Here is a 21,254-nt window from a genome sequence, read left to right on the forward strand (position 1 = left end):
CTCTAACGGGCGTACCCCGCTCATCGTGGCTGCGCCCGTTCGGGTGGCGCATTCATGAAGGTGTTTCGCATACGCCCGCGACCGGTTAGGTTGCTGGCGTGATCGTCGAACGCACCGCGTTGCAGAAACGACTCGACCGCGCGACCGGCGGACTGGAGACCCCGCTGGCCGTGGTCGACCTGGCCGCCTTCGACGCGAACGCGGCCGCACTCTCGGTGCGCTCGGCGGGCAAACCGATCCGGGTCGCCAGCAAGTCGGTCCGCGTACGCGCCCTGCTCGAACGGGTGCTGGCCCGGCCGGGCTGGTCCGGCGTGATGGCGTACACCCTGCCGGAGGCGATCTGGCTGGTACGCAGTGGTGTCACGGACGACGTGCTGGTGGCGTACCCCAGCGTCGACCGGACCGCGATCGCCGAGCTGGCCGCGGACCCGCAGCTGGCCGCCGCGATCACCGTCATGGTCGACAATCCCGCCCACCTGGACCTGGTCGATGCCGTCGTGGCGCCGGGCCGGCGGCCCGACGTGCGGATCTGCCTGGAGCTCGACGCCTCCTGGCGGCCCGCCGGGCCGCTGCACATCGGCGTCCGTCGCTCCCCCGTCCATTCCGCCGCCCAGGCCGGTTCGCTGGCCGCCCGCCTGGTCAAGCGGCCGGGCTTCCGGCTGGTCGCGATGATGTCCTACGAGGCGCACATCGCCGGGCTCGGCGACGCCCCGCCCGGGCAGGCCCTGCGGGCCCGGGCGATCCGGATGATGCAGCGCCGGTCGTTGCCGGAGCTGCTGCGCCGGCGGATGGCCGCGGTCCGGGCGGTACGCGAGCACGCCGACCTGGAGTTCGTGAACGGCGGTGGCACCGGCAGCATGGCGCTCACCGCCGCCGACCCGTCGGTGACCGAGGTCGCCGCCGGCTCGGGACTGTTCGGCCCCACGCTGTTCGACGGGTACCGCGCCTGGCAGCCGACCCCGGCGGCGTTCTTCGCGCTGTCGGTGGTCCGCCGGCCGGGACCGCGGATCGCGACCGTGCTCGGCGGCGGCTGGATCGCCTCCGGCCCGGCCGGACCGTCCCGCCAGCCCACCCCGTGGCTGCCCGAGGGCCTGCGGATGCGCGGTGACGAGGGTGCCGGCGAGGTGCAGACGCCGTTGCTGGGCGCCGCGGCCGACGACCTGCAGCCGGGCGACCGGGTGTGGTTCCGCCACGCCAAGGCCGGCGAGCTGTGTGAACACGTCAACGAGGTGCACCTCGTCGACGGCGACACGGCTGCGCCGACCCCGACGTACCGGGGAGAGGGGTATGCGTTCCTCGGCTGACCTACGCGGTGACGTGGCGGTGCAGGTACTCGCGGATCAGCGCCTTGGCCTCGGTCAGTACGGCCTCGTCGCCGGTCACGTCGCGCCGGAACGCCAGCTTGATCAGCGCGTCCGACGCCTCCACGGCGATGAGCAGGGCGAAACGCAGCCGCGCCCGGTCCATCAGCTGGAACTGCTCCACCAGCAGCTCGGCCAGCCGGTCGGCGATGACCGCGTTGTTGTCGCGTTCGGCGTCGAGCAGGTGCAGGTCCACCACGTCGCCGAAGTGGAGCGTCCGGAAGCCCGGCACGCTGCGGTGCATGTGGATGTAGGCGTCTATCGCCGCGTCCACGCCGTCCCACCAGTGGGCGAACGTCTCGTTGGCGAAGCGTGCCGACAGCGACTGCAGGTACGCGTCCATGTTGCGCATGGCGAGGGCCTGGACGATGGCCCGCTTGTCGGGGAAGAACTGGTAGACCGAGCCGATGGCGACCTCGGCCCGCTCGGCGAGCAGGGTCGTGGTCAGGCCCTCGTACCCGACCTCGTCCACGAGCTCCGCGCAGGCGTCGAGCATGCGCTGGACCCGGGCAACGCTTCTGCCCTGCACCGGAACCCGCCGCAGCGGTCCGGTGGTGACGGTTGGTGTCGACACGCGTCGCCACTCCCTCTCAGCAGTGATAATGGGAACGTTACTCGGATCAACGAGCGAGATGCATCGACGGGACGCCGGGGACACGCGGCATCTCCGGTTTTGTGCGACTGTCCGCTCGTCGGGAGGACAAAGCCGGAATGACTACGTCTCTGCACTGGCGCAACTGGGGCGGTAACCAGCTCTCCGTGGCCGCCGAGGTCCTGACCCCTGGCACTGTCGACGAGGTGGCCGCCCTCGTCAAGGAGGCGTCAGTCACCGGACACAAGGTGAAGGCGGTCGGCAGCGGGCACTCGTTCACCGCCATCGCGGTCGCCGACGACCGGCGGCTGCTGCTGCACCGGCTGAGCGAGCTGGTCGCGATCGACGGTGACCTGGTCACCGTGCAGGCCGGCATGCCGCTGCACCGGCTCAACCGGCTCCTGGCCGAGAACGGCCTGGCGATGCCCAACCTGGGCGACATCGACCAGCAGACGGTGGCCGGCGCGATCTCCACCGGTACGCACGGCAGCGGCCAGGCCCACTCGACGCTGGCGTCCTGCGTCGAGGCGGTCACGCTGGTCACGGGCACCGGCGAGGTGCGGCGCATCGACGCGAGCTCGCCCCTGTTCCCGGCGGCCCGGATCGGCATCGGCGCACTGGGCGTGCTGGTCGAGGTGACCCTGCGCTGTGTGCCGGCGTTCGTCCTGCTGGCCGACGAGCGCCCGATGCCGCTGTCCGAGGTGCTCGCCGGTCTGGACGAGGGCATCGCGACCAACGATCATTTCGAGTTCTACTGGTACCCGTACACCGACCGGGCGCAGCTCAAGCGCAACAACAAGGTGCCCGCCTCGGACCGGCCGCTGTCCGGGTTCCGGGGCTGGCTGGATGACGAGCTGCTGGCCAACACCGTCTTCCAGGGCGCCTGCCGGCTGGGCCGGGCGGTTCCGGCGACCGTACCGGTGATCAGCGCCGTGGCCGCCCGGGCGCTGACGGCACGGACCTACACGGACCGCTCGGACCGGGTCTTCTGCACGCCGCGCCGGGTCCGGTTCACCGAGATGGAGTACGAGATCCCCCGGGAGTGTGTGGGCGAGGCGCTGTCCGCGCTGCCCCGGATCATCGAGAAGCTGCCGTTCAAGGTGCAGTTCCCGGTCGAGGTGCGGTTCACCGGCCCGGACGACATCTGGCTGTCGCACGGCTACGGGCGCGACTCGGCGTACATCGCGGTGCACCAGTTCAGCGGCAGCCCGTACGAGCCGTACTTCCGGGCGTTCGAGGCTGTGTGCGAGCCGCTGGGTGGGCGCCCGCACTGGGGCAAGATGCACTACCGCGACGCGGAGTCGCTGCGCCGGGCGTACCCGAAGTTCGACGACTTCCTGGCCGTCCGCAACGAGCTGGACCCGGCCCGCATCTTCACCAACGCCTACCTCGACCGCGTCCTCGGCTAGTTATCCACAGGCCCGTCCACAGGCAGTCGCTACCGAGATCTCTCAGTTCGCGTTGGCAGTCGCCTTGGAAGGGGTGGCCTTCTTGGCGGCTGGGGAGGCGTTGGTGGTGCGCTTTGCGGGCGCGGCCTTCTTGGCGGCCGCCTTCTTGGCGGGCGACTTCTTGGCAGCGGCCTTCTTGGCGGGAGTGGCGTCGGAGGAGGCTGCTGCCTTTTTGGCGGGGGCCTTCTTGGCGGCTGCCTTCTTCTTGGGGGCGGGACCCTTGGCGCGCTTCTCCGCGAGCATCTCGGAAGCCTGCGCGACGGTCAGCTCCTCGGGCGTCTGGCCGCGGCGCAGGGAGGCGTTGAACTCGCCGTCGGTCACGTACGGGCCGAAGCGGCCTTCCTTGATCACCATCGGCTTGTCGGTCGCCGGGTCGTTGCCCATCTCGCGCAGCGGCGGTGCGGCGGCCCGGCGCTGACGGGTCTTCGGAGCGGCCAGCAGGGCCAGCGCCTCGTCCAGCGTGACGGTGAAGAGCTTGTCCTCGCTTTCCAGCGAGCGGAAGTCGTCACCGCGCTTCACGTACGGCCCGTAGCGCCCGTTCGCCGCCACGATCTCGGCCCCCTCGGGGTCCTTGCCGACCGTCCGCGGCAGCTCCAGCAGCCGCAGGGCCTGCTCGAGGGTCAGCGTGTCCGGCGTCTGCGACTTGAACAGCGAGGACTTCTTCTCGCCGCTCTGCACGTACGGGCCGAAGCGACCCGACTTGAGCGTCACGGACTCACCGGTGGCCGGGTCGTCGCCCAGGCTGCGCTCGCCGCCGCCACCCAGGTAGAGCTCGGTGACCTTCTCGACGGTCAGCTCGTCCGGCGCGACGCCCTCGGGGATGGACACCCGGTCCTCGGGCGCCTCCTCGGTGGTGTCCGGCAGGGCGCGCTGCAGGTACGGCCCGTACCGGCCGACGCGGACCACCACGTTGCGGCCGGCGTCGTCGGTGAACAGCGGGATCGAGTTCACCGCGCGGGCGTCGATGTCGCTGAGGTTCTCGGTGACCATCTTCTTCAGGCCGCCGGCCTTGGCGATCGAGTCGTCCGCGCCCAGGTCGCTGCCGAAGTAGAAGGAGGTGAGGAAGTCCAGGGCCGCGTGATCGCCACCGGCGATGTCGTCGAGCTGGGTCTCCATCGCGGCGGTGAAGTTGTAGTCGACCAGCCGGGGATAGTGGCCCTCGAGCAGGCCGACGACCGCGAACGCGATGAACGACGGGATCAGCGCCTGGCCGCGCTTCTCCACGTACCCCCGGTCCTGGATCGTCCGCATGATCGACTCGTAGGTCGACGGGCGGCCGATGCCCAGCTCTTCCAGGGCCTTGACCAGCGACGCCTCGGTGTAGCGGGCGGGCGGCGAGGTGTGGTGACCGATCGCGTTGAGCTCCTCGGCCGTCAGCGGCTGGTCCTTGACCAGGTTCGGCAGGCGGCGCTCGGCGTCCTCGGCCTCGGCGTTCTCGTCGTCGGACGACTCGACGTAGGCGCGCAGGAAGCCCGGGTCGGTGATGGTCTTGCCGCTGGCGCCGAAGTCGACCTCTTCGCCGGCGGTGGAGATCGCGCGGATCCGCACCGAGACGGAGTTACCCACGGCGTCGGTCATCTGCGACGCGACCGTACGGCGCCAGATCAGCTCGTAGAGCTTGAACTCGTCGGTGGACAGCTCGTTGGCGACCTCGCCGGGAGTGCGGAAGTTGTCCCCCGCGGGCCGGATCGCCTCGTGCGCCTCCTGCGCGTTCTTGACCTTGCCGGTGTAGCGGCGGGGCTGCGGCGGCACGTTGTTGGCGCCGTACAGCTCGGCGATCTGGCGGCGGGCTGCGCTGATCGCGGTCTCGGAGAGGTTCACCGAGTCCGTACGCATGTAGGTGATGTAGCCGTTCTCGTACAGCCGCTGGGCCGTGCGCATGGTCTGCGACGAGGAGAACCGCATCTTGCGGGCGGCTTCCTGCTGCAGCGTCGAGGTGATGAACGGCGCGTACGGCTTACGCCGGTACGGCTTCTCCTCCACGCGGGTGACCGTGAACGGGCGGTCCTCGAGACGCGCCGCGAGCCCGCGGGCCCCGTCGCCGTCCAGGTGGACCACGCCGGCACCGGGCTTGACCTTGCCGGTGGTCGGCTCGAAGTCGCGGCCGGTGGCGATCCGGTCGCCGTCCAGGGCGATCAGGGTCGCCGAGAACGACTTGGTGCCCTCGGTCTTGCCCTGCACCGACAGCAGAGCGTTGATGTCCCAGTACTCAGCGGTGCGGAACGCCATGCGCTGCCGCTCGCGCTCGACCACGATCCGGGTGGCCACGGACTGGACGCGCCCGGCGGACAGGCGGGGCATCACCTTCTTCCACAGGACGGGGCTGACCTCGTACCCGTAGAGCCGGTCCAGGATGCGCCGGGCCTCCTGCGCGTCGACCAGGTCCTTGTCGATCTCCCGCGGGTTGGCCACCGCGGCCTGGATGGCGGCCTTGGTGATCTCGTGGAAGACCATCCGCTTGATCGGGACCTTGGGTTTGATCGTCTCGACCAGGTGCCAGGCGATGGCCTCGCCCTCGCGGTCCTCATCGGTGGCGAGCAGGATCTCGTCGACCTCTTTGGCCAGCTTGGTCAGCTTGGCGATCTGGGCCTTGCGGTCCTGCGAGACCACGTAGAGCGCGTGGAAGCCGTTGTCGACGTCGACACCGAGCCGCGCCCACGACTCGCCCTTGTACTTGGCGGGCACGTCGGCGGCGTTCTTCGGCAGGTCGCGGACATGCCCGAAGGAGGCCTCGACGAAATAGTCGGGCCCCAGGTAGCCGGCGATCGTCTTGGCCTTCGACGGGGACTCGACGATGACCAGACGGGTCGTCCTGGCTTTCTCCGGCACGGCACTCCCACACTTCTCGATCGATCGGCGGCCCGTCGCGGACGACGGACACGCGGACGTTCAACGTAACGCGCCGGACGAGCAGGCATTCCCCGGGCAACGGAGAAGTCGGATGGTAACGGTCCGGCCACCGCATGCGTCCGACGGCGACACCGTACACCGGGAACATGGCGTCGTGTCGGACACAATCAGGGAAGGTCAACCGGCGGCGGCGCCCGGCCACAGCCTTTCGGGTGCCGCGGCGGGCCGTTCGCCGACCAGCTCGGCGAGCCGGGCGAGACGCCTGCGACCTGCGATGACGTACGCCGGACCGGCCTGGATGGTGCCGGCCAGACCGACCCGGGTCAGCGCGGCGTCCGCGGCTTTGTCAAGAAAGCCGTCGGGATCCAGACCGAGCGCGTAGCCCTCGGGCCGCGGCGACCCGGCCGCGGCGACCCAGAGCCGCAGCTGCGGCCCGGTCAGGAAGATCCGGTCGGCGGCCGGCGGCCAGGCCCGCGCGAGGCCGTTCAACCGGCTGCTGTAGGCGGTCCGGACCTCGAAGAAGACGGTACGGGGCTCCGCGTCCACCTTCTGCTCCACCGCCCCGGCTCCGGCGTCCGCGGCCTGGTCGGTGGCCGGGCTCCCGGCCTCGGCTGCGGCCGGTTCGCCGGGTTGCTCACCGGCCTGCTCGCCGGGCCCTGCGGGCGCCGGATCCGGGGGCTCATCGGAGTGCTCCTCGGCGGCGGCCAGCGTCATCTCCAGCGGCTCGGCCGTGAGTTCCGCCACGTGATCGTCGGGCCCGTCGTCGCTGACCGGCGCCCAGGTGACCACGAGACCCCGCGAGACCAGCTCCTCGACCAGCACGTGCACCCGCCAGGCGGCATCCACCCGGACCGCGACCCGGGCCGTACCGCCCATCCGGCCCAGCCGGCCGGGACCGGTGAGCAGCCCGGCCAGATCGGCCAGCGACGGATCGGCCGCCTCCACCCCGAAGATCGACAGTTGCCGCCCGGCCGGCACGGTCTGGACCGCGCGGCGCCGGCCCTTCGCCGCGGCCGGGGCGTGGGCGGGCTGAACCGGCGCGGGCAGGACCTCACGCGGAATCAGCGGCCACCCGGGCTCGGTCATGGTCAGCGGCGCTCCGTCATCAGCAGGTGCCCGTCATCAGCAGGTGCCCGTCATCGGCATTCCGGCGCCTCGTCGAACGCCTTCTTCAGCTCTTGCGAATCGAGCCGGCTGGTGTCCAGCTCACTCTGCTTGTACTCGACGTTGAGGGTGTCCACCACGGAGCCGACCTTGGCATAGAAGTCCTTCGACGGGCTGGTGGCCAGCGCCGCGATGCCGCTCTTGGCCCGCCCGTACGCGTCGCGCATCGCGCTCAGCGAGGCGGCGAAGCTGTCGGCGACCGCTTTGCCCTGCTCGACGTCCGGGACGCCGGCCTTCTGCACGCCGGCCCGGGCCTTCTCACTGGCCGACTCGGCCCCGCCGAAGAGCCGGGTCAGGTTCTCCTTCGCCTGCGCCGGGGTGGTCTCGGCGGTCATCTGCTGCTGGGTGCGGCTCGCCAGGGTGCCGATCTCGGAACGCCAGGGCGCGAGCACCGTGCAGACCGAGGCGGCCCAGGCGCGGGGCGCGGGACCGCCCGCGCAACCACCCAGTGTCACGACGAACGAGAGAACAAGCAGTAAGGGTGTGGTGCGGGCCGTGCGCATGGATTGCAGCGTACGGCCAACCTCCGACAGAGGGCACCCGGCGAGTGCCGGGTGCCCTCTACGACGTGCTCGGATCAGGCGCTGATCCGCTCGGACTTGTTGTCCGCGGTCGGGCTGGGCTCGCCCATGGAGATCGGCTTGCGCTTGCTCCACACCACCGCACCGGCCACCACCAGGGCCGCGACCACCGCGAGGGCGATCCGGACCGGGTCGTTGGCGTCCGCGCCGATGCTCAGCGAGATCACGGCCGGGGCGACCAGCAAAGCCACCAGGTTCATGACCTTGAGCAGCGGGTTGATGGCCGGACCGGCGGTGTCCTTGAACGGGTCACCCACCGTGTCGCCGATGATCGTGGCCTCGTGCGCCTCGGAGCCCTTGCCCCCGTGCGCACCGTCCTCGACCAGCTTCTTGGCGTTGTCCCAGGCGCCACCGGAGTTGGACAGGAAGACGGCCATCAGGGTGCCCGCGCCGATCGCACCGGCCAGGTAAGAGGCCAGCGCGCCGGCGCCCAGGCCGAAGCCCACCGCGATCGGCGCCAGGATGGCGAGCAGACCGGGAGTGAGCAGCTCACGCTGGGCGTCCCGGGTGCAGATGTCGACGACCTTGCCGTACTCGGGGCGCTGGGTGCGCTCCATGATGCCCGGGAACTCGCGGAACTGGCGGCGTACCTCCATCACGACCGCACCCGCCGAACGGGACACGGCGTTGATCGCCAGGCCGGAGAAGAGGAACACCACCGCGACGCCGATCAGCAGACCGACCACGTTGCGCGGGTCGGAGATGTTCAGCAACCCGAGAATCCGCGTACCGATCTGGTCGGCCGGGATGCCCGCGTCCGCCAGCGACGACTGCAGGGTGTTGGTGTACGCCCCGAACAGCGCGGTCGCGGCCAGCACGGCTGTAGCGATCGCGATGCCCTTGGTGATCGCCTTGGTGGTGTTGCCCACCGCGTCGAGCTCGGTCAGGATCTGCGCGCCCTGCTCGTCGACGTCACCGGACATCTCGGCGATGCCCTGCGCGTTGTCCGAGATCGGGCCGAAGGTGTCCATCGCGACGATGACGCCGACCGTGGTCAGCAGGCCGGTGCCAGCCAGCGCGACGGCGAACAGCGACAGCGTGATCGAGGTGCCACCGAGCAGGTACGCGCCGAAGACACCGGCGCCGATCACCAGCGCCGAGTAGACGGCCGACTCGAGGCCGACGCTGATGCCGGCGAGCACGACGGTGGCCGCGCCGGTCTGCGACGACTTGCCGATGTCCTGCACCGGGCGCTTGCTGGTCTCGGTGAAGTAGCCGGTCAGCGCCTGGATGGCGGCGGCCAGCACGATGCCGATGACAACGGCACCGATGGCGACGAGCTGCGGGTTGCGGCCGCTGGCGACCACGTCGGGATCGATGCTCGCCGCGTCCCGGAACCCGGCGAAGGTGTCCGGCAGGTAGACGAAGCTGACGATCGCCACGATGACCGCGGACAGCACGGCCGAGATGTAGAACGCGCGGTTGATGGCCGTCAGGCCGCTCTTGTCCGAGGCCCGCAGGCGGGTGATGAAGACACCGACGATCGCGATGACCACACCGACCGTGGAGACGATCAGCGGGAAGATGAGCCCGTCCTGACCGAACGCGGCCTGGCCCAGGATCAGCGCGGCGACCAGCGTGACCGCGTACGACTCGAAGAGGTCGGCGGCCATGCCGGCGCAGTCGCCGACGTTGTCGCCGACGTTGTCGGCGATGGTCGCCGGGTTCCGCGCGTCGTCCTCCGGGATGCCCTGCTCGACCTTGCCGACCAGGTCCGCGCCGACGTCGGCGGCCTTGGTGAAGATGCCGCCGCCGACCCGCATGAACATGGCGAGCAGCGCGGCACCGAAGCCGAAGCCCTCGAGCACGGTCGCGGCGTCGCTGCGGTAGATCAGCACGACCAGCGCGCCACCGAACAGGCCCAGGCCGACGGTGAGGAAGCCGACCACACCACCGGTCTTGAAGGCGATGCCCATCGCCTTCTCCCGGCCACCGGCCTCACCGGCCGCCGCGGCGACCCGCAGGTTGGCCCGGGTCGCCAGCGCCATGCCCGCGCCGCCGATGAACGCGCTGAAGACCGCACCGACGATGAAGAACAGCGAACGGCCGACCTTGACCGCGGTCTCACTGTCGGTGTTGTGCACCGGCAGCAGGAACAGCAGCACGACCGCGATGACGACGAAGATGGCGAGGGTCTTGAACTGCCGGAACAGGTACGCCGAAGCGCCTTCCTGGACCGCCCCCGCGATCTCTTGCATGTTGGTGGTGCCGCGGCCCGCGGAGAGCACCGTCTTGACGAAGACAGCAGCGAACGCCAGAGCCACCAGCGCGAAGACGATCGCGACGATGACGAACGTGACGTTCGAACTGCTGAGCGACCCCCCGCTGCTTTCCGCAGCGAGGGTTATGGAGGTCCCGGACATCAATGTCCTCCTGTACACCGACCGCACCCGGGCAGCGGACGAAACCGCCGGGCGCACTCCCTGCTCTAGGAGACGACAACCTGGTCCCGCGGACGCGGAACCAGGGAGCAGTAGCTGATTACCGGCGTACTGTAACGGCCGAACGTGGTGATGGTCACACGAGGATCCGGCCGTGTCAGGGTGATGTTTACCGCTGTGTTAGCGGTTGGCACCCGAATCGGTTACCGCTTAGGCTTCGCGCCGCCAGCAGGGGTTTCCCATGCCATGCGCCGAACGGTGTGATTTGTGCGCTCAACGGCGCCTTTGTCGCAGCGCCGGCTTCTTCTCAGCGCCGGGTTTGCTCAGCGGCGGTGCACGGGCCAGACCATGCGGACCTCGGTGCCGGCGCCTTCTTCCACCGGGCGCACCTGCAGATCGTCCACGAAGCCGGCCAGTAGGGCGAAGCCCACGCCGGTGGTCAGCGCCTCATCGGTCAGCGACTCGTCCGCCAGCTCGTCCGGCGGCAGCTTGGCCAGGCCGACGCTGGCCTCGATCGGCGCCCGGTCGATGACCCGGACCGTGTACGAGTCGGTGTCGGACATCTCGACCATGACCAGGTCGGGCAGGTTGTACTGCCGGTGCAGGGCGACCGCGCGGGTGCACGCCTCACCGATCGCCAGCCGGACCTCGTCGAGCAACTCCTCGGCGACACCCGCCCGCCGGGCCACCGCCACGCCGACCAGCCGGGCCGTACGGACGTGCACCGGTGCCGGCGAGAACGACAGCCGAACCGTGGCCATCACGCCGTCGGGGGGTTGTCGTCGCGATCGCCGGACGAGGTCGAGGTGGCCGCCTCGACGGAGGGGTAGATGGGGAACACCTGGTCGAGCGCGGTGATCCGGAAGATCTTGAGCAGCGGCTCCTTGGCGCACACCAGCCCGAACGTCCCATTGGCGGCCCGCAGCCGCTTCAGGGCGCCGACCAGCACGCCGAGGCCCGTCGAATCCAGGAAGTCGACGCGGGCGAGATCCACCACGACGTTGCGCGACCCACCGTCGACCAGCTCCACGAGCCGCTCACGCAGGCGTGGCGCCGTGTAGACATCGACCTCACCACCGACGTCGAGCACCGTGTGCTCGCCGACCGTGCGGGTCGTCAGCGACAGCTCCATCGGTCCTCCTCCCTCGGGGTCAAGCCTTCAGGCAGCCGATCTCCACAGCGAATCTAACCACCGACGCTTCCGGCACGACGCGTCGCACCCTCCCGTCGTACCCGTTTGAGGTTCGGGCCATACCGATGTCACAGTGCAGACGTGACCACCACCGTCCCCGGCGTTCCCGCCACACGCGGTGCGACGGCCCGGCCGCGACCCGCCGAACTCCTGCACCGGCTCGGCGCCCGCCCGGGCCCTTCCCCGGTCACCCACGTCGAGCAGGTCCCGGCCCGCCCCGGGCGCCCGGCGCCCTGGCCGGACTGGGCGGCCCCGCCGGTGATCTCGGCGCTCGCCGCACGGGGCATCACCGCGCCGTGGGAGCACCAGGTGTCGGCGGCCGAGCTCGCCCGCGCCGGCGACCACGTGGTCCTGGCGACCGGCACGGCCTCGGGCAAGTCAATGGCGTATCAGCTGCCCGCGCTGACCGCGCTGGTGGACGACCCGCGCGCGACGGTGCTCTACCTGTCGCCGACCAAGGCGCTGGCGGCCGACCAGCTGCGGGCGCTGGTCCGGCTCGGGATCGACGGGGTACGGCCGGCCACATACGACGGTGACACCCCGCGCGAGGAACGCGAGTGGATCCGCCAGCACTCCCGGTTCGTGCTGACCAACCCGGACATGCTGCACCATGCGCTGCTGCCGGGCCACGCGCGCTGGGGTGCGTTCCTGCGCCGCCTGCGGTACGTGGTGATCGACGAGTGCCACACGTACCGGGGGGTCTTCGGCTCGCACGTGGCGCACGTCCTGCGCCGGCTCCGCCGGGTCGCGGCCCGGTACGGCAGCGCACCGACGTTCATCCTGGCCTCGGCGACCTCGGGCGACCCGGCGCACGCGGCGAGCCGCCTCACCGGCCTGCCGGTCCGGGCGGTGACCGAGGACGCGTCGCCGCGGGGGGCGACGACCTTCGCGCTGTGGGAGCCGCCCCTGCTGCCGCGCGAGCCGGACGACCTGGAGAACGAGCTGCCCCCGGTACGCCGGTCGGCGCTGAGTGAGACAGCCGACCTGCTGACCGACGCCGTGGTGGCGGGCACCCGGACGCTGGCGTTCGTCCGGTCCCGGCGCGGCGCCGAGGTGGTGGCGACGATGACCCGGCGGGCGCTGGACGAGGTGGTGCCGGGCCTGGGTGACCGGGTCGCGGCGTACCGGGCGGGGTATCTGAAGGAGGACCGCCGGGCGATCGAACGGGCCCTGCTGACCGGCGAGCTGCTGGCCCTGGCCTCGACGAACGCGCTGGAGCTGGGCGTCGACCTGGTCGGCCTGGACGCGGTGCTGATCTGCGGCTACCCGGGCACCCGGGCGTCGTTGTGGCAGCAGGCGGGCCGGGCGGGCCGGGCCGGCGACGAGGCGCTGGCGGTGCTGGTGGCCCGGGACGATCCGCTGGACACGTACCTGGTGCACCACCCGGAGGCGCTGTTCGGCCGCCCGGTCGAGGCGACGGTCCTGGACCCGGCCAACCCGTACGTGCTGGGCCCGCAGCTGTGCTGTGCCGCCGTGGAGGCCCCGCTGACGAAGGCGGACCTGGAGTTGTTCGGGGGCGCGCCGGCGCTGGCGGCGGTGGAGGCGCTGACGGAATCGGGAGCGCTGCGCCGCCGGCCGTCGGGCTGGTACTGGACCCACCGCGGCCGCCCGGACGTCGACCTGCGCGGCACGGGCGGGGCGCCGATCTCGGTGGTCGAGTCGGCGACCGGCCGTCTGCTGGGCACGGTGGACCAGGGCTCGTCCCACGTCATGCTGCACACCGGGGCGGTGTACCTGCACCAGGGCGCGTCGTACCTCGTGGACGACCTGGACCTGGAGGACGCGGTGGCGCTGGTCCACGCGGCGGAGCCGGACTGGTCGACCCACGCCCGGGACGTGACGGACCTGTCGGTGGTCTCGATCCGCGAGTACGTGGACGCGGGCCCGGTCGGCCTGTTCCTGGGCGAGGTGGACGTGACGAACCAGGTGGTCTCGTACCAGCGCCGCCGGATCGGCTCGGGCGAGGTGATCGACACCAGGCCGCTGGACCTGCCGCCGAGGGAACTCCGCACGGTGGCGGTCTGGTTCACGCTCTCCCCGAACCTGTTGGTGGCCTCCGGCGTGGAACCGGCGGACTTCCCGGGAGCGCTGCACGCGGCGGAACACGCGGCGATCGGCCTGCTGCCGCTGGTGGCGACGTGCGACCGCTGGGACATCGGCGGCCTGTCGACGGCGAACCACCAGGACACGGAAGCCCCGACGGTGTTCGTCTACGACGGCCACCCGGGCGGCGCAGGCTTCGCGGAACGCGCCTACGCCACGGCGGCGGAGTGGCTCCGGGCGACGCGGGAGGCCATCTCCAGCTGCGGCTGTGAGACCGGCTGCCCGTCGTGCGTGCAGTCCCCGAAGTGCGGAAACGGCAACAATCCGCTGGACAAGAAGGGTGCGGTCGCCGTCCTGGACGCGGTCCTCGCCGCCCTGCCGGAGGATCCGGCGCCGGGTGTGGCTGAGCCCGCCGGACCAGCGCCGACTGCGGCATAGCCGGCCAGACCAGCGCCGGCAGCAGCTCAGCCCGCCGGGATCGAGACTGGTCCCGCCCGGGCGGCGGTCGACGCGGAGCGGACGAGGCCGGGCAGCGGCGTCACGATGATCTGGACGTCGATGACGATCTCCAGGCCGTCGAGACGGCAGGAGCGCATACGGGCACCGTTGGCGACGGCAAATCGCTCCGCTCGGGCACAAGCCACCTCCGCACCCTCCACCGCACGGGCAGCGCCGGCCAGCGCGCCGAGGTCGGCTGCTGTCCGGGCCTGGTGCCGCCCGACCCGCGCGGCACCGACAGCTGCTCCGGCGATCCCGGCTGCCACCAGCACCAGCCCGAGCGCCAGCACGAAGATCGAGGCCGCACCCCGGTCCCGCTCCAGATCCGGTACAGGCCCGTCGGCAGCCGGCCCGCACCGCGTCCGTCTCACGGCAAGGCGCCGTCGGGCCCAGCCCATGGCGCGTGTCCTCACGGGACTGTGCCGAGCAGCTCGGGCTCACGGGCCGCGACGGCCTGCGCCCGTACCGAAATGGCCGGAAGGTGGCCGCCCAGGATCGGCACCGGAGCCTGCACCGTGACCGTCACTGTCTCCTCGCCCTCCACCAGATCGACCCGCGCTTGCGCCGGAGCGATCCGGGCGGCCTCGTCGATGCCCGGACCCCCGCGGGCGGCGGCCAGCGCACCCTCCCTGGCCGCGTCCACGCACCGGCCCTTGGCGGTCACCGCACCGACCGCCGTCAGCCCGGCGAACAGGAGCAGCATGAGCGCCGGCAGCCCGGCCGCCAGTTCGGCGGTGAACGCGCCCCTGTCCGTCCCGAGCGCCCGCAGGCGACCGGGCCACCGGCGCCCGCTCACTTCAGCGCGTCGTTGATCACGCCGGTCAGCGAGGCCTGCACGGCCGGGCTGCTGAGCACCTTGAGCAGAATGCCGGCGAACGCGACGGCGGCGAGGGTGCCGACCGCGTACTCGGCGGTGTTCATGCCGTCGTCGCCGCGCAGGCCGGCCAGGCGGAGGAACAGTTTGTGCACGTGGATCTCCTTGATGTGGTGGGTTCTCACAGGACGTCGCCGAGGACGGCGACCACCACCGGCACGAGGCCGGCGAGGACGAAGGCGGGCAGGAAGCACAGCCCGAGCGGCAGGACGATGAGGACACCGGCGCGGTGGGCGGCGGCCTCGACGGCCACCGACCGGTCCCCGCGCAGGTCGTCGGCGAGCCGGGTCAGCGCGTCGGCCAGCGCGCCGCCGCTGGCGCTGGACCGCACGGCTGCGGCGACGAGCCGGTCGGCGCCGGGTACGCCGGCCAGGTGCGCCCACGCTTCCGGCGGTTCGGCGCCCAGCCGCAGCGACCGGCCCACCCGATCGAGCCGCTCACCCAGCGGGCCGCCGAGGGCGTCGGCGACAGCGGACACCGCCCGGTCGACGGGTGCTCCGGCGCGCAGGACCGCGGCGAGCAGGTCCGCACCCAGCGGCAGATCCGCGACGGCTCGCTGCCGGGCCGCCCGCACGTCGGCCGGCTCCCGCCGCCGCAGGAACTGATCCACTCCGACACCGACGGCGATCCCGAACGGCACGGCCCACCAGCGCCCGACCAGCGCGACCGCTGCGAGCCCGGCAGCGGCGGCGAGAACGACGCGAGGGTTCCGACCGGTGCGTGGCCGGCCGAGGCGGAACAACCGTCGCCGCACTGCCCGCCGCTGGGCGGATGCCAGCCCGAGGAGGCTCACCAGGCCGACCAGACCGAGGAAGATGATCAAAGGACTACCTCACCGACGGATACGGGCGCCAGCGTCAGCAGGGCCCCCAGCAGCTCAGCCCGGGGGCATGGCGGAACAGAAGGCTCGGACGCCCGCGCGACCTGCAGGAGCGCGGCGGCGCAGCAGGGCTCGAACGGCACCCGGGCCGGACCTCCGGACTGTAGGAACGCCGCGGCGCCACACACCGGCTCCCTCATCGCGCCGGCCCGTTCGACAGCCGGTCCGCCCACAGCAGTCCGGCGCTCTGCAGGAGAACGGCCCCGATCGCGCACGCCGCTCCGGCCGGTGTCCGAAGCAGGATCTGCAGCGGATCGACGCCGATCCCGTAGCCGAGCGCGATCCCGCCGATCGGCAGCCCCGCCAGCAGTAAGGCCGTCGCCTGGGCACCGGCGGCCTGGGCCGCCGCGGTCGCCCGGGAACGATCGCCGGCCCGGGCATCGGCCTCGATCCGCTCGACGAGGTCGGCTGCCGGCGCACCCGTCTGCTCGGCCAACCGCCCCACCGCAGCAGTCAGCTCGGCCAGACGAGGATCGCTGACGCCCGATGGTGGGCCGGTCTCGCTAAGGGACGCGGCCGGGAGCGAGCCACTCGGAGGCCCTCCCAGGAGCGAGCCGCTGAGCGGCCCTATCGCCAGGCCCGCACGCAGATCGGCCGCAAGCGCGTTCAGCCCGTCGAGACTGTGGGAGCGCGCCGCCACGTCCCGGCGACGAGCCGCACGGCGCACAGCGGCCCGAGCCCCGAGCGCCCCGTAGACCGCGAAGACCAACCCCGCCACCGGCCCGGCCACGATCAGGCCCACCACCGCACCCGTCGCGACCGCGACACCGACCGCCCGCCGCGGCGATCCGTCGACCAGCGCCTGAGCCCGGGACCCCAGCCGGCGCAGCTCCGCAACGCTGAGGACCTGACGCCGCCCGTTGAGCCGGCGCAGCACCGCGCCCGCCGGCCAAGCGGCAACGGCGGCCGCCCCCGCCAGCAGCCCGGCAGCGAGCATCCACGCCAGCCCGCTCACGGCCGCACTCCCCCGGCTGCGTGCAGGACCGGCGGGACCGCTACCCCACGGTCGGCCAGGTGCCGGGCCAGCATCTCGGCGCCTGGGCCCGCACCCCGCCCCAGCTGCCAGGCCGGTACGACGGTCACCAGCCGCTGCTCCCCCGCCGCCCGCAGCACCCCGACGGACTCCAGGACGCGTCCCCGGTCCGTACGCCGCACCTGCAGCACCACCTGCAACGCCGCCAGCACCTGCGCGTGCAGCGCCGCCCGCGGCAGACCGCCCAGCATGCCCAGCGCCTCCAGCCGGGCCGGTACGTCAGCCGGCGCATTCGCATGCAGCGTGCCCGCCCCGCCGTCGTGCCCGGTGTTCAGCGCCCCCAGCAGGTCGACGATCTCCGCGCCCCGGCACTCGCCGACCACCAGCCGGTCCGGGCGCATCCGCAGTGCCTGCCGCACCAGATCGGTGAGCCCGACCGCGCCCGCACCCTCGACATTGGCCGTACGGGCCTGCAACGCCACCACATGCGGATGCACCGGCCGCAGCTCGGCGGCGTCCTCCACCAGCACGATCCGCTCGGTGGGCGGCACGAGCCCCAGCAGCGTGCCGAGCAACGTCGTCTTCCCCGACCCGGTCCCACCGGTGACCAGGTAGGCGAGCCGCGCTGCGACCACCGCCGTGAGCAGCGGAGCCACCGCCGCGGGCACAGTGCCGTGCTCGACCAGGTCGGCGAGGCTGAACGGCCGCTGCCGGAATGTCCGCAGCGACAGGTAGGGCCCGCCCGTGGCCACCGGCGGCAGCACAGCGTGCAGGCGAGTGCCGTCCGCGAGCCGCGCGTCGGCGTACGGCTGACCGTCGTCCAGCCGCCGCCCGCACGCAGCCGCCAGCCGCTGGGCCAGCCGGCGCACCTCGTCGACATCCCCCAGGACCACCGCCGCACGCTGCAGCCCGGCACCCCGGTCGATCCACACCTGTACGCCGTTGACCAGCACGTCCGTGACCGTGGGATCGGCCAGCAGCGGTGCCAGCGGCCCGGCTCCGACGAGCTGGTCGTGCACCCGGTCGGCCAGCCGCAGCACCGCGGTGTCGCCCAGCACGACCGCATCCGGCTCGGCGCGCACAGCCGACACCACGGCGGCCGGGGTGGCTTCCACCCCGTCGGCGGCGAACCGCCGCCGTACCCGCTCAGCGACTTCGGGGTAGAGCTTGCCGGCGGCGTGCCGGCCGACGGAGACGCTCACGCTGCCACCCCCGCGCGGTCCTCCTGGACCAGCTGCCGGATGAGCCGTTTGCACAGCTCCGCCAGGGGCCCGCGCCCGTCGGCAGCCGGGGCGTCCCCCTTCTCCAGCGCCTGGCAGATGGCTGCCTCGGGTCGCAGTGACCCGGCGAGCGGCAGGCCGATCGACCGCGCCACGTCGCATTGCACAATACCCCGCACCCCATTACCGTCCGCTACGTGGCGACGAAACGACATGCGGCTATCTACCTGCGGATAAGCGATGACCGGGAGGGACGCGAACTTGGCGTCAACCGGCAGCGAGAGGACTGCATCGCCCTGGCGAAGAGGTTGGGCATCGCGGTCTTCCGGATCTACGAAGACAACGACATCAGTGCGTCCACACGGTCGCGCAAGGAACGGCCGCAGTACAAGCAACTCATCAGCGACGCACGGGCCGGGATGTTCTCCACGGTCATCGCGTACACCTCCGGCCGTCTCACACGACGCGTCCGTGAGCACGAGGACTTGATCGAGCTAGCGGAAGAGTTCCGTACAGAGTTCGTCTACGTCCGGTCGCCCTCGCTCAATCTGAATGACGCGGCAGGCAGGACGGTCGCGCGCATCCTCGCTGCCACAGACGCAGGCGAGGCCGAAAACATCTCCGAGCGGGTGGTTCGCGATGTCAAGCGCCGGGCAGAGGCGAAGATGTTCCACGGGGGAGCTGTCCCGTTCGGCCACCGGGCGATCAAGGAACTGATCAACGGCCGAGAGCGTGTGGTCGGTATTGAGATCGACCCTGAACGCAGAGCGTGGCTCGAAGAGGCCGCAGAACGGGTGCTGTCGAATGAATCGGTCTACGGGATCTGCGTCGACTGGAACGCCAAGGGACGGCTGTCGTCAGCGGGTAAGCGGTGGAGCCCTCGGACGTTAAAACGCGCTCTGACCAGCGAGGCGGCCATCGGCAAGCGTAAGTACGAAGGCATGCTGCACGACGCACCTTGGGAGCCCATCCTCGATGAGGCCACATGGGAAGTTCTGTGCGACATCCTCAACGACCCCGAACGCAAGAAGTCCACCAGCAACCAGCGCAAATACCCGCTGTCCGGCCTGGTGTTCTGTCCGTGCGGCAACCGGCTCACGAGCACCAGCGATAAGGCAAAGCAAGCGTCGTCGTTCGAGTGCTCCAGTGTGAAGACCAGTAAGGCGGGCTGCGGCAAGATCCGCATTGTCATGGCTCCGCTTGAGCGATACATCGTCCAGCAGGTGTTCACCCGGCTTGACTCGCCGCAGATGCGTCGGGCTGTCGCTACGGAGCAAGACGGCGCCCACACCGCCGAACGAGATCTGCGGAAGGCCGTGCGCGATGACGAGCGGGCATTGGAACGCCTGGAAGACGAGTATGACGATGGCGGCCTTGCCGAGGACCGGTACAAGCGCCGCAAGGGTCGCATCACTCGGCGGTTGGAGGACACCCGCGCGGCGCTTCTGGCGGTGACCGAGAAGGCGACGAGGGCGAACCTGCCGACCGGAGCCGAGCTACGAGCGGTGTGGGACACGAAGGACAACACCTGGAAGCGGACCATGCTCGGCTCAATCATCGAGCGCATCCAAGTCGGCCCTCAGCCGATCAACCCGAAGACTGGACGACTGTTCCCAAGCGCTCCCCCGCGTCGGCGGAATGAAGACGAGGACGCATGGCGTCAGCGCTTCGACTTGGAGCGAGCCAAACAGTTCGCCCTACGGGTGAGCGTCACTTGGCGGCACTAGAACGGCGGATTGTCGTCGAGGCCGGGCGACTCGCGACGCATGAACGGCAGCCAACGCTTGAGGCCGTTGTACTCGGCCGGGTGGAAGATCACCCGCTTAGGCGACTCACCGACTGAGCGGGCCCAACGCAGCCCGGACGCATCGGTGAATTCGATCTGGACCTCTACCTCTCGGGGGTCGAAGACCGTCCCGGGGTCACACCGAATTGGCGGGTGACATGTGATCCACTCCCGGTCTTCGCTCTCTATAGCAGCACCATAGGTGTGACTATCCCATCTGTCAGCCACAGTCACACGCAAGTCGAAGATGGGTGCACCGCTGTAATTCTTGAGCTCCCACTGAAGCCGAGTGATCGGTCCGGACATTTTAGCGTTCGGCTCGTCGCCGTCCCAGTTAGAAATCTGCCCGACGATCAGACGAGCTTGGGCCGCATCCGAATCTGCCTTCTCCTCACGACGCACCCGGATCTCATGACGAAGCAGCCAACCGGTAAAGATCACCGCCACGCTGGACATCAAGACGCCGAGGAGGCTTCCCCATCCCTGCATCCAGTCGGTTACCGAGGGAGCATCAGCCGCAAGCACAGCGTCAGGGTATCGAACCAGTGCTAACCAACGACGACCGTGACCACCACGCCGAGCGCGAAAAAGAAACCGTTAACTGTAGCGCCTTGCCATAGGGTCTTCTTTCCCTCACGCGCAACCTCGGCACGAAGGACATTCGCAACAGCGATCCGCTGCTCGTCAGACATGTCCTTGATCTGCTGCGCCGTTTCGGCTTCGAGGCGGAGTTGATCTACTGCCGCCCGCCTGGCATCGAGTGCAGCTTCGACTTCAGCAACAAGCTCCGACGACTTCTTCATCGAGCCAGCCAACTCCTGAAGCCGGTCCTCCAAAAGAGAATCATTACGCTTGTTCTTCTTCCGAGCATCTACAACCAATCGACCAACGACTGGGTTCAGTACATATAACACCACTTCGGCGAAAGGCGAAAGCGCAATGGAAAATGTCCTACCGACTTCACGGAACATCTGGCCCATGGATTGGAGGAGTTCGACGAAGGTGCGGAGAAGTGGTGGCATGGACGCAGCATAAGACGCGACGGCCCTATTCCACCTGTTGAAGGGCAGCCCTAAGACATCGTGGGATGGGGGTTAGGCCAGGTCATCGGCCCTCTTACGTTCGTTTTGCTTCACCCGACACGGACCACGGAGGACACCATGACCGACGCGAACACCACCCCCGCGACCGACGACGCAACGCCTACGCCGGCGGCTACCGTCACCCCCCGCAAGCCCGCTACCCGGAAGGCGAAGGCACCGGCCAAGAAGGAGTTCGCGCCGAAGGTCACCGACTCCGGCCGTCTGGACCACACCGACTGCGGGCACGAGCGCACGATGGCTGGCCGGTCCAAGTGCCGCGCGGTGTACAAGGCCGCTGCCGCCCAGGACGCGAAGTGACCCCACCGCCC

General features: G+C 70.7%; 20 protein-coding genes and 1 pseudogene. 5 read left to right on the plus strand and 16 right to left on the minus strand.

The window, feature by feature from the left end:
* Positions 1 to 98: 98 nt before the first annotated feature.
* Positions 99 to 1,304: an amino acid deaminase/aldolase gene (locus Aau02nite_RS39040; protein ID WP_212993685.1), complete on the plus strand. Its 1,206-nt coding sequence runs from the start codon at positions 99 to 101 to the stop codon at positions 1,302 to 1,304.
* A 1-nt stretch (position 1,305) separates the two neighbouring features.
* On the opposite strand, the gene Aau02nite_RS39045 is transcribed toward Aau02nite_RS39040, so the two are convergent.
* Positions 1,306 to 1,935 carry a TetR/AcrR family transcriptional regulator gene (locus tag Aau02nite_RS39045; RefSeq protein ID WP_212993686.1) on the minus strand — a complete coding sequence of 210 codons (630 nt, stop codon included), beginning with the start codon at positions 1,933 to 1,935 and terminating at the stop codon, positions 1,306 to 1,308.
* Positions 1,936 to 2,072: 137 nt separating this feature from the next.
* Here Aau02nite_RS39045 and Aau02nite_RS39050 point away from each other — a divergent pair, with 137 nt between their 5' ends.
* Entirely contained in the window at positions 2,073 to 3,362 is a 1,290-nt protein-coding gene (locus Aau02nite_RS39050) for a D-arabinono-1,4-lactone oxidase (protein WP_212993687.1), read from the plus strand.
* Positions 3,363 to 3,404: 42 nt separating this feature from the next.
* Here Aau02nite_RS39050 and topA read toward each other — a convergent pair whose 3' ends face one another.
* The 6 genes from topA to Aau02nite_RS39080 all read right to left on the minus strand — a co-directional run bounded on the left by topA (position 3,405) and on the right by Aau02nite_RS39080 (position 11,509).
* Positions 3,405 to 6,230, minus strand: coding sequence for a type I DNA topoisomerase (gene topA, locus Aau02nite_RS39055; RefSeq protein ID WP_212993688.1), 2,826 nt, complete (start codon positions 6,228 to 6,230; stop codon positions 3,405 to 3,407).
* Between the two features lie 198 nt (positions 6,231 to 6,428).
* On the minus strand, positions 6,429 to 7,337 hold the full coding sequence (locus tag Aau02nite_RS48140) for a hypothetical protein (protein WP_438841216.1): 909 nt from the start codon (positions 7,335 to 7,337) through the stop codon (positions 6,429 to 6,431).
* 50 nt (positions 7,338 to 7,387) lie between these two features.
* A complete protein-coding gene (locus Aau02nite_RS39065; RefSeq protein WP_212993689.1) occupies positions 7,388 to 7,918 on the minus strand; it encodes a hypothetical protein in 531 nt (176 codons plus the stop codon).
* A gap of 74 nt (positions 7,919 to 7,992) precedes the next feature.
* Positions 7,993 to 10,359, minus strand: a complete 2,367-nt coding sequence (locus tag Aau02nite_RS39070) for a sodium-translocating pyrophosphatase (protein WP_212993690.1) — start codon at positions 10,357 to 10,359, stop codon at positions 7,993 to 7,995.
* A gap of 341 nt (positions 10,360 to 10,700) precedes the next feature.
* Positions 10,701 to 11,141, minus strand: a complete 441-nt coding sequence (locus tag Aau02nite_RS39075) for an ATP-binding protein (protein WP_212993691.1) — start codon at positions 11,139 to 11,141, stop codon at positions 10,701 to 10,703.
* The gene (locus tag Aau02nite_RS39080; protein WP_212993692.1) at positions 11,138 to 11,509 is read right to left on the minus strand and encodes an STAS domain-containing protein; all 372 of its coding nucleotides are present in this window, start codon (positions 11,507 to 11,509) and stop codon (positions 11,138 to 11,140) included. The genes Aau02nite_RS39075 and Aau02nite_RS39080 overlap by 4 nt, the downstream gene beginning before the upstream one ends.
* A gap of 141 nt (positions 11,510 to 11,650) precedes the next feature.
* Between Aau02nite_RS39080 and Aau02nite_RS39085 the strand changes: the two genes are divergently transcribed.
* Positions 11,651 to 14,050, plus strand: coding sequence for a DEAD/DEAH box helicase (locus Aau02nite_RS39085; RefSeq protein WP_212993693.1), 2,400 nt, complete (start codon positions 11,651 to 11,653; stop codon positions 14,048 to 14,050).
* A 26-nt stretch (positions 14,051 to 14,076) separates the two neighbouring features.
* On the opposite strand, the gene Aau02nite_RS39090 is transcribed toward Aau02nite_RS39085, so the two are convergent.
* From Aau02nite_RS39090 to Aau02nite_RS39120, 7 genes and pseudogenes are all read right to left on the minus strand, one after another.
* Complete coding sequence (locus tag Aau02nite_RS39090) at positions 14,077 to 14,481, minus strand: Rv3654c family TadE-like protein (RefSeq protein WP_246595782.1); 405 nt, start codon at positions 14,479 to 14,481, stop codon at positions 14,077 to 14,079.
* A 38-nt stretch (positions 14,482 to 14,519) separates the two neighbouring features.
* Positions 14,520 to 14,906: a TadE family type IV pilus minor pilin gene (locus Aau02nite_RS39095; RefSeq protein WP_212993695.1), complete on the minus strand. Its 387-nt coding sequence runs from the start codon at positions 14,904 to 14,906 to the stop codon at positions 14,520 to 14,522.
* Entirely contained in the window at positions 14,903 to 15,031 is a 129-nt protein-coding gene (locus tag Aau02nite_RS39100; RefSeq protein ID WP_246595786.1) for a DUF4244 domain-containing protein, read from the minus strand. Before Aau02nite_RS39100 ends, Aau02nite_RS39095 begins: the two co-directional genes overlap by 4 nt.
* A 74-nt stretch (positions 15,032 to 15,105) precedes the next feature.
* Entirely contained in the window at positions 15,106 to 15,762 is a 657-nt protein-coding gene (locus Aau02nite_RS39105) for a type II secretion system F family protein (protein WP_438841218.1), read from the minus strand.
* Between the two features lie 238 nt (positions 15,763 to 16,000).
* Positions 16,001 to 16,528 (minus strand): annotated as a pseudogene (locus Aau02nite_RS48145) (hypothetical protein); the annotation flags it as partial.
* Between the two features lie 287 nt (positions 16,529 to 16,815).
* Positions 16,816 to 18,039, minus strand: coding sequence for a TadA family conjugal transfer-associated ATPase (locus Aau02nite_RS39115; RefSeq protein WP_212993697.1), 1,224 nt, complete (start codon positions 18,037 to 18,039; stop codon positions 16,816 to 16,818).
* On the minus strand, positions 18,036 to 18,212 hold the full coding sequence (locus Aau02nite_RS39120; protein WP_212993698.1) for a hypothetical protein: 177 nt from the start codon (positions 18,210 to 18,212) through the stop codon (positions 18,036 to 18,038). The genes Aau02nite_RS39115 and Aau02nite_RS39120 overlap by 4 nt, the downstream gene beginning before the upstream one ends.
* A gap of 42 nt (positions 18,213 to 18,254) precedes the next feature.
* Here Aau02nite_RS39120 and Aau02nite_RS39125 point away from each other — a divergent pair, with 42 nt between their 5' ends.
* Positions 18,255 to 19,784, plus strand: coding sequence for a recombinase family protein (locus Aau02nite_RS39125; protein ID WP_212993699.1), 1,530 nt, complete (start codon positions 18,255 to 18,257; stop codon positions 19,782 to 19,784).
* On the opposite strand, the gene Aau02nite_RS39130 is transcribed toward Aau02nite_RS39125, so the two are convergent.
* Both Aau02nite_RS39130 and Aau02nite_RS39135 read right to left on the minus strand, forming a co-directional pair.
* Entirely contained in the window at positions 19,781 to 20,368 is a 588-nt protein-coding gene (locus tag Aau02nite_RS39130) for a hypothetical protein (protein ID WP_212993700.1), read from the minus strand. The two genes, Aau02nite_RS39125 and Aau02nite_RS39130, sit on opposite strands and share 4 nt — an antisense overlap.
* A gap of 23 nt (positions 20,369 to 20,391) precedes the next feature.
* Complete coding sequence (locus Aau02nite_RS39135; protein WP_212993701.1) at positions 20,392 to 20,865, minus strand: hypothetical protein; 474 nt, start codon at positions 20,863 to 20,865, stop codon at positions 20,392 to 20,394.
* Between the two features lie 138 nt (positions 20,866 to 21,003).
* Here Aau02nite_RS39135 and Aau02nite_RS39140 point away from each other — a divergent pair, with 138 nt between their 5' ends.
* Positions 21,004 to 21,243 carry a hypothetical protein gene (locus tag Aau02nite_RS39140; RefSeq protein ID WP_212993702.1) on the plus strand — a complete coding sequence of 80 codons (240 nt, stop codon included), beginning with the start codon at positions 21,004 to 21,006 and terminating at the stop codon, positions 21,241 to 21,243.
* Positions 21,244 to 21,254 lie beyond the last annotated feature (11 nt).

The sequence above is a fragment of the Actinoplanes auranticolor genome (assembly GCF_018332655.1).
GTDB lineage: Bacteria > Actinomycetota > Actinomycetes > Mycobacteriales > Micromonosporaceae > Actinoplanes > Actinoplanes auranticolor.

Bases quoted from the DNA above. Each gene is read 5' to 3' on its own strand.
- Aau02nite_RS39050 (WP_212993687.1), top strand. From the start codon at position 2,073: ATGACTACGTCTCTGCACTGGCGCAACTGGGGCGGTAACCAGCTCTCC.
- Aau02nite_RS48140 (WP_438841216.1), bottom strand. From the start codon at position 7,337: ATGACCGAGCCCGGGTGGCCGCTGATTCCGCGTGAGGTCCTGCCCGCG.
- Aau02nite_RS39065 (WP_212993689.1), bottom strand. From the start codon at position 7,918: ATGCGCACGGCCCGCACCACACCCTTACTGCTTGTTCTCTCGTTCGTC.
- Aau02nite_RS39070 (WP_212993690.1), bottom strand. From the start codon at position 10,359: ATGTCCGGGACCTCCATAACCCTCGCTGCGGAAAGCAGCGGGGGGTCG.
- Aau02nite_RS39080 (WP_212993692.1), bottom strand. From the start codon at position 11,509: ATGGAGCTGTCGCTGACGACCCGCACGGTCGGCGAGCACACGGTGCTC.
- Aau02nite_RS39100 (WP_246595786.1), bottom strand. From the start codon at position 15,031: ATGAACACCGCCGAGTACGCGGTCGGCACCCTCGCCGCCGTCGCGTTC.
- Aau02nite_RS39135 (WP_212993701.1), bottom strand. From the start codon at position 20,865: ATGCCACCACTTCTCCGCACCTTCGTCGAACTCCTCCAATCCATGGGC.
- Aau02nite_RS39140 (WP_212993702.1), top strand. From the start codon at position 21,004: ATGACCGACGCGAACACCACCCCCGCGACCGACGACGCAACGCCTACG.